Origin of the sequence: Burkholderia sp. Ac-20379 (assembly GCF_017104645.1) — a bacterium.
In the GTDB taxonomy this organism is placed as follows: Bacteria; Pseudomonadota; Gammaproteobacteria; order Burkholderiales; family Burkholderiaceae; genus Burkholderia.
In genome coordinates this window covers 24,931-31,800 of record NZ_JAAGPF010000064.1, presented here as the reverse complement: position 1 = coordinate 31,800, position 6,870 = coordinate 24,931, and the positions used below count along the sequence as shown (strand labels likewise).

The 6,870-nt window shown below is 65.1% G+C and carries 8 protein-coding genes; 4 read left to right on the top strand and 4 right to left on the bottom strand.

Annotation, left to right across the window (positions count from 1 at the left end; all coding sequences use genetic code 11):
- Positions 1-236 precede the first annotated feature (236 nt).
- Complete coding sequence (locus G3N92_RS11570) at positions 237-662, bottom strand: winged helix-turn-helix domain-containing protein (protein WP_206127606.1); 426 nt, start codon at positions 660-662, stop codon at positions 237-239.
- A 452-nt stretch (positions 663-1,114) separates the two neighbouring features.
- Here G3N92_RS11570 and G3N92_RS11565 point away from each other — a divergent pair, with 452 nt between their 5' ends.
- Positions 1,115-1,504, top strand: a complete 390-nt coding sequence (locus G3N92_RS11565) for a nuclear transport factor 2 family protein (protein ID WP_206127605.1) — start codon at positions 1,115-1,117, stop codon at positions 1,502-1,504.
- A 74-nt stretch (positions 1,505-1,578) separates the two neighbouring features.
- Positions 1,579-2,178, top strand: coding sequence for an NAD(P)H:quinone oxidoreductase (gene wrbA / locus G3N92_RS11560; RefSeq protein WP_206127604.1), 600 nt, complete (start codon positions 1,579-1,581; stop codon positions 2,176-2,178).
- A gap of 87 nt (positions 2,179-2,265) precedes the next feature.
- Here the strand turns inward: wrbA and G3N92_RS11555 are convergent, their stop codons facing one another.
- Positions 2,266-3,282, bottom strand: coding sequence for an alpha/beta hydrolase (locus tag G3N92_RS11555; RefSeq protein WP_241014737.1), 1,017 nt, complete (start codon positions 3,280-3,282; stop codon positions 2,266-2,268).
- A 348-nt stretch (positions 3,283-3,630) separates the two neighbouring features.
- Between G3N92_RS11555 and G3N92_RS11550 the strand changes: the two genes are divergently transcribed.
- A complete protein-coding gene (locus G3N92_RS11550; protein ID WP_241014736.1) occupies positions 3,631-4,107 on the top strand; it encodes a nuclear transport factor 2 family protein in 477 nt (158 codons plus the stop codon).
- Between the two features lie 17 nt (positions 4,108-4,124).
- On the top strand, positions 4,125-4,703 hold the full coding sequence (locus G3N92_RS11545; RefSeq protein WP_206127603.1) for a VOC family protein: 579 nt from the start codon (positions 4,125-4,127) through the stop codon (positions 4,701-4,703).
- Positions 4,704-4,732: 29 nt separating this feature from the next.
- Here G3N92_RS11545 and G3N92_RS11540 read toward each other — a convergent pair whose 3' ends face one another.
- Both G3N92_RS11540 and G3N92_RS11535 read right to left on the bottom strand, forming a co-directional pair.
- The gene (locus G3N92_RS11540) at positions 4,733-5,572 is read right to left on the bottom strand and encodes an alpha/beta hydrolase (RefSeq protein ID WP_206127602.1); all 840 of its coding nucleotides are present in this window, start codon (positions 5,570-5,572) and stop codon (positions 4,733-4,735) included.
- A gap of 30 nt (positions 5,573-5,602) precedes the next feature.
- Positions 5,603-6,868 carry an ATP-binding protein gene (locus tag G3N92_RS11535; RefSeq protein ID WP_206127601.1) on the bottom strand — a complete coding sequence of 422 codons (1,266 nt, stop codon included), beginning with the start codon at positions 6,866-6,868 and terminating at the stop codon, positions 5,603-5,605.
- Positions 6,869-6,870: the final 2 nt, after the last annotated feature.

Sequence of the window (6,870 nt, the reverse complement as noted above, 5' to 3'; positions counted from 1 at the left end):
CTGGTGTTGATGTTTCTCGTCTATCTTTCACACTTGATCATCATGTCTGCATGTTACCGTGCTGCTATTGCAAGCCTCTGTACTTTTTTCTATTTCAATTATCTTTCTTTATTTGTTGTCTACTACTGTCATGCTTTCCTTTCTCCTTTTCTATGATCTTCTTACCCTTTTTTGTTTTTTTTTTTTTTTCTTTTTTGCTGTATCGTGCTTATTCTTTCTTTTTTTTTTTTTTTTTTTCAAGCAGACGACGGCATACGAGTTACTCTATGGTGCCTGGAGTTCCGACGTGTGCTCTTCCGATCTGCCAGTTCGCGCGCGCGGCCGATCAACGTGTCGCGTGTCGCGGGCGCGATCGGCGCGGGCTGCCGATGCCGCTCGGGCGGCGCGAGCCGATAGCCGCGCCCGGCTTCCGTGCGGATCCATCCCTGCTTGCCGCCGAACAGCTTGCGCAATTCGCAGATATGCACGTGGATGTTGTTGTCGATGACGAAAGCGCGCGGCCACACCGCGCGCATGATTTCGTCTTTCGTGACGAGGCGCCCCCGGGCGCTGATCAGCAATTCGAGAATATCGAATGCGCGCGTGCTGAGCGGTTGCCGCTGCCCGCCAAGGGCGACTTCACGGCTTTCAAGAGAAACGGTTACCCGATCGAACGTGTACATGTTCGGTCCACTCGCGAAAGGTCGTTGGGAAAATCGGCGGAATCACGCGCGCCGGCCGCCGCTCGACTCGCACGCGATCGCCACGGCCGATTGACTGGGCAGATGCTAGGGACGCAAACCCTATCCGTCCATCATCTATAGGTGTTAGCAAAGCGAGCGCCCGCCGTGGCGCCGGCCGTCGCGGCATTGCTCGGCGGCGCGACGCATCGAAAGCATCAAAGGGGACGTTCGTGTCGTGCGCGTCAAGCCGTGCGTGACCGGCGCCGCTTCAAGGCGGGATCCGGCGTCATACAAAAGGATGAGAGACGCGCACCGCCGCCGGGCGGCAAATCGCGTGCGTCGCTTCAGAACGATTAAGCCCGCCGCAAGGACGCCCGCGAACCGGCTCGATAAGCTGCCTGCTGCCGCGCCCGTCGGGGGCGGGCATGCATCCCGTCTCTTCAAGGAACGACATGAACACAGCTGCGGAACTGCTCAATCAATACCTGGCTTCGATTCGCGATCCGAAAGCCGCCGCGGCGCTGTTTGCCGACGACGGCGTGTTGGAGCTGCCGTATCTCGCGAGCCTGGGGCCGACCACCGGCGCGCGCGGCCCGGCCGCGATCGAAGGCTTCATCGGCGGCCTGCTCGCCAAGGTGCCGGATTTCGCGTTTCGCGACATCGCGATCCTGATCGACACGCCGGATCAGGCGTTCGGCGAATACGCCGTCGAGGCGCTGGTGCCGTCCACCGGCAAGGTCTATCGGCAGATGTATGCGGGCCGGCTCGTCGCCGAGGGCGGGAAGATCAAGCTGCTGCGCGAATCGCTGGATACCGTGGCGGCGCAAAAGGCGTTCAGCTGAGCGAAGCGAACGGCGAGCGTTTTTTCACGCGCCGCGGGCAGGGGCTCGCGGCGTCACACTTCGAGGGAATCAAGATGGCACGCGTTCTGGTGTTGTATTACTCGGCCTACGGCCATGTCGAAACGATGGCCAACGCCATTGCGGAAGGGGCGCGCGGCGCCGGTGCGCAGGTGGATGTCAAGCGCGTGCCGGAAACGGTGCCGGCCGACATCGCCGAAAAGGCGCACTTCAAGCTCGACCAGGCCGCGCCGGTGGCGACCGTGGCCGAGCTTGAAAGCTACGACGCGATCGTGGTGGGCACCGGCACGCGCTATGGGCGCATGTCGTCGCAGATGGCCGCGTTCCTCGACCAGACCGGCGGGCTGTGGATGCGCGGCGCGCTCAACGGCAAGGTGGGCGCGGCGTTCGTGTCGACGGCCACGCAGCACGGCGGCCAGGAAACCACGCTGTTCTCGATCATCACGAACCTGATGCACTTCGGCATGGTGATCGTGGGCCTGCCGTACAGCCACCAGGGGCAGACGACGCTGGCGGAAGTGGTGGGCGGCGCACCGTACGGCGCCACCACGATCGCGGGCGGCGACGGCGCGCGTCAGCCGAGCCAGATCGAACTGGACGGCGCACGCCACCAGGGCGAACTGGTCGCGAAGACGGCGGCGAAGCTGTTCGGCTGAAGCCGGCGGCCGCGTTCGCAGACGACAAGGCCCGCCGCATTGCACGAATGCGGCGGGCGTTGGCCGGGGCCGGTCGAGCGGCCGAGCTTACTTCTGCACGAACGCCAGCAGATCGGCGTTCAGCGTGTCGGCGTTCACCGTCAGCATGCCGTGCGAGAAGCCCGGATACGTCTTCAGCGTGCCGTTCTTCAGCAGCTTGATCGACTTCAGCGCGGCGTCGGCGATCGGCACGATCTGGTCGTCCTCGCCGTGCAGCACGAGCGTCGGCACCGTGATGGCCTTGAGGTCGTCAGTCTGATCGGTTTCCGAGAACGCCTTGATGCCCTCGTAGTGGGCCTTCGCGCCGCCCATCATGCCCTGGCGCCACCAGTTCTGGATCACGCCCGGATACACCTTCGCGCCCGCGCGGTTGAAGCCGTAGAACGGGCCGCTCGGCACGTCGAGGAAGAATTGCGCGCGGTTTTCGGCGAGCGCCTTGCGGAAGCCGTCGAACACCTCGAGCGGCAAACCTTCAGGATTGCTGTCGGTCTTGAGCATCAGCGGCGGCACCGCGCTGACCAGCACCGCCTTCGCGACGCGGCCCGAGGGCTGGCCGAATTTCGCCACGTAGCGCGCGACTTCGCCGCCGCCGGTGTAGTGGCCGATATGCACCGCGTTGCGCAGGTTCAGCGCCTCGACCACGGCGAACGCATCGGCGGCGTAGTGATCCATGTCGTGACCGTCCGACACCTGCGACGAGCGGCCGTGGCCGCGGCGGTCGTGCGCGACGACGCGGTAGCCCTTCGAGACGAAGAACAGCATCTGCGCGTCCCAGTCGTCCGACGAAAGCGGCCAGCCGTGATGGAACACGATCGGCTGCGCATCCTTCGGGCCCCAGTCCTTGTAGTAGATCAGCGTGCCGTCCTGAGTCCGCACGAAGTTGTCGTCGTGGCCGTGGCCATGCGTGCCATGCCCGTTCGACGCGCTCTTGCCGCCGGCGGCCGCCGCGGCGGCGCTGGCCGGCACGCTGACGGCGGCGGCCACTGCGCCGGCGACGCCGACGGATGCCGACAACAGCTTGCGCCTGGAAACCCTGGATCCCTCGATTGCAGCGTCGATATGCATGTTCTTCTCCGTATGCGGTGGTGTGGAAAAGGCTGACAGACCATCTGGCAGCCGTACCGCGAACGGTACCGACACGAGCCGCATGCAGTCCTGAATCCGCTATTAAAAATCGCGCGTGCGTGCGGCCCGCGCGGCATCAAGTCGTTCATTTCTGCAACGATGGTTTTCGATCTGTTCTATTTCGCTGCGACAGGCGCGTCGATATTCTCCTCACATCGACAACACGACACCGAACGCCAGGCAGCCCGATCCGATCGACGCTTAAGAACGATTAAGTTGTCGGCAAGGACTCCACGCAGGCGGTGTCGCTAAGCTCGATTCCAACTGAAAATTTTCTGGCTTATCGACATGAAAACCTTGATTCGACGCGCGGTGTGGGTCGCGGCGCTGACGGCGCCTGCCCTTGCGCTGGCCGCCGCACCCGATGCGGTGCATTCGCAGGACACGAGGCAGACGGCAACCGCCGATCGGGAGCTCGCCGTGGCGCAGCACCTGATCGATCTGCATTTCGAGATCTGGAACGATCCGAACCCGGCCCATTGGCCCGCGAAATTTCCGCAGGTGTATTCGCACGATTTCTTCCTTGCCGACTATGCCGGCCTCGCACGCGGCTACCCGGCGGTGAGCACGATGATCGAGAAGGTGCAGGGCGCTCACCCGGGCTTCGCGTTCACGCCGGAGCCGGTTACGTGGAATCACGGCGTGGGCCGCGTGACGTGGGGCTACGGCCCGCGCGACAACCCGAATCTGATCCGCGGCGAAGACATTTTCACAATCGAAGGCGGCAAGCTCGCAAGCGCGCGCGTCTTCATCAATTCCAAATGAACCAGGGAAAACGCATCATGAAGAAGTTCGTATCCGCCGTGTCCGTCGCACTCGCACTGATGAGCGGCGTGGGGGCCCAGGCTGCCGGCGTGAAGGCGGTGGGCGTGGATCACGTTGGCGTCAACGTGCCGGATCTGGCGCAGGCCGAGTCGTTCTTTTCCGACACGTTCGGCTGCGTGCCGGTCACGCATATCGGCCCGTTCGATCTGACGAAAATGTCGGGCGGCTTCGCGCCGCGCGCCGACAGCGTCAAGATCGCCATGATCCGCTGCGGCACGGGCTCGAATATCGAGCTGTTCCAGTACACCAACTCGAAGGGCAGCACCGAGATGCCGAAGGCGGAGGATGCCGGCGCGTCGCATATCGCGTTCTACACCGACGATATCCCCGGCGCCGTGACCTATCTGAAGTCGCGCGGCATCACGGTGCTCGGCGAGCCGATCACGATGCCGTCGGGCGACACCGAAGGCGAGACGTGGGTGCACTTCCGCTCGCCGTGGGGCTCGGAGCTGGAGCTGGTCAGCTATCCGAACGGCAAGGGCTACGAGAAGCACGCGAAGGTCAAGCTGTGGAATCCCACGAAGCCCGCGCAATGAGCGGACGGCACGCCTGAGGCGTGCCGCGCTCAGGCCCAGCCCGAGGCGACGTCGTCGATCCAGGCCGTGACGGCGGCGTTCACGTCGTCCTTGCGGTCCTGCATGATCCAGTGGCCCGTGTCGGACCAGCGTTCCACCCGCGATTGCGGATGCGCGAACCAGGCCCGCATGCGGGTGGCCTGCTCGGGATCGCGGCCCAGGTGGTAGACCGGCACGGCGAGGCTTCGGCAGAACGCCTCGCTGGCCTCGCCCATGCCGATCTGATCGTCGCCGAAGTAAAGCGGTCCGAACGATTCGCGCGCGACATGCGCGGGCGTGCCCTGCGCGCGTCGCGCGTGCCAGCGCTGGAGCGCCGGGTCGGTGTTCGCGTCGTAGAGCAACTGAAACAGGGCGGGCACCTTCTCGGCCGGATCGCCGGTTTCCAGATCGTGCGTGAGCGTCGCCAGGAAATCGGCCGCGGCGCCCGACACGCCGAGCGAACCGTCGATCGACACCACCGCGCCCACCAGGTCGGGGCGTGTCGCGGCGAGCCGGGCGGCGATCTGCGCGCCCATCGAATGCCCGATCAACACGAACTTGCCGCCCGCCGATTGCGCCGCGAGCATCGATTCGATGTCCGCAACATAGTGGGCCTGGCGATACGTGCCGGGCGGAGTGACCGTCGATCGGCCATGCCCGCGCAAGTCGACGGCGATCACGCGATAGCGGCGTTCGAAGTGCGGCAACTGCCACATCCAGTCGTGGGCATCGCAGGTCCAGCCGTGAATGAACATGACGTTCACGCCGGTGCCGGCATCGGTGGCGAACAGCGTCGCGTGCGCGGCATCGGCTGCCGGCGTGGCGAATCGGGAAAGGGCGTCCTGCGTCATCGGGTGTTTTTCCAGGCCAGGTGAGGCGATTCAATCGGGTGCATGGGCCGCCGTGGTCGGCACGGTGAAGCGGAAGCACGTGCCGTCCGGCGTCGAGCGCTCGACCCAGATGCGCCCGCCATGCGCTTCGATGATGGAGCGGGCGACGGCGAGGCCCATGCCCATGCCGCCTGCTTTGGTCGTGAAGAACGGCTGAAATATCGCGTCGAGCGTGTCGGGGCTCATGCCGGCGCCGCTGTCGCGAACCTCGAACAGCGCGTAGCCGCCGCCGGCGTGCTCGACCGACAAGGACAACGCGCGCAGCGCCGAGCCGTTCGAATCGATGGCGTGAATGCCGTTCAACAACAGATTGGCGAGCACCTGCTGGATCTGCACCGGGTCGGCGAAGATCGTGACGTCGTCGGCGCCGAGGCGTGTGACGGCAATCTCCTTGGCGCTCGCTTCCGGCGATACCAGGAACAGCGCGGCATCGATGGCCCGGCTGGCCGGCGCGCGCACCGATTGTACCGGCACCTTGCCGAGGAAACCGCGCATCTTGCTGCAGATATCGGTGGCGTCGCGCGCCCAGCGCGCCGCGTTCTGAATCGACGAGACGGCTTCGGCGATGTCCGGGTTGTGGCGAATCAGCCAGCAGACCGCGGCATCGGCCGAGGTGCTGGCGGCCGACAGGGGTTGACAGATCTCGTGCAGGATCGAGGCGGACAGCTCGCCGAACAGCGACACGCGCGCGGACCGCGCCATGTCGGCCCGCAGCGCCTGCAGCCGGTCGCTGTTTTCCTTCTGCTCCGTCACGTCGAAGGCGTAGAAGCACAGCCGGCGATAGCCTTCGACGTCGCGCGGCAGCGAGCAGCGCCAGACGATCGGCACGTTCCTGCCCGAGAACGTGACGAGCGTGCGTTCGCCCTGACATGCCGAACGGCCCTCGAGCATGGCCGGATAGACGGCGAGGTTGCTGTCGCGATCGGCCGGCAGCAACTGGCGGGCCGCGTCGAAAAAAACCGCCATCGAGCTGGCCTCGACCAGTTCGAGCACCGCATCGTTCGCCTCGACGAACGCGTGCAGGCCGTACAGGCGGTCGAGCGCATCGGGGTGGGCATCGACATGCTCGTCGAGATCGGTCACGCCCTGTTCGCGCAGCGCCTCGATCGCGAGATACACGCGCGACCAGTCTTCCACCATGATCGGGATCGGCGCGGAGGAGAACAGATCGCGGTGGGCCAAATCCGGCCGGCGGCCGGCTGCTTGCGCGTGCTGCTCCGCTCGATGCGAGGCGGCGGTGGAAGCGTGCTCCAGCATGC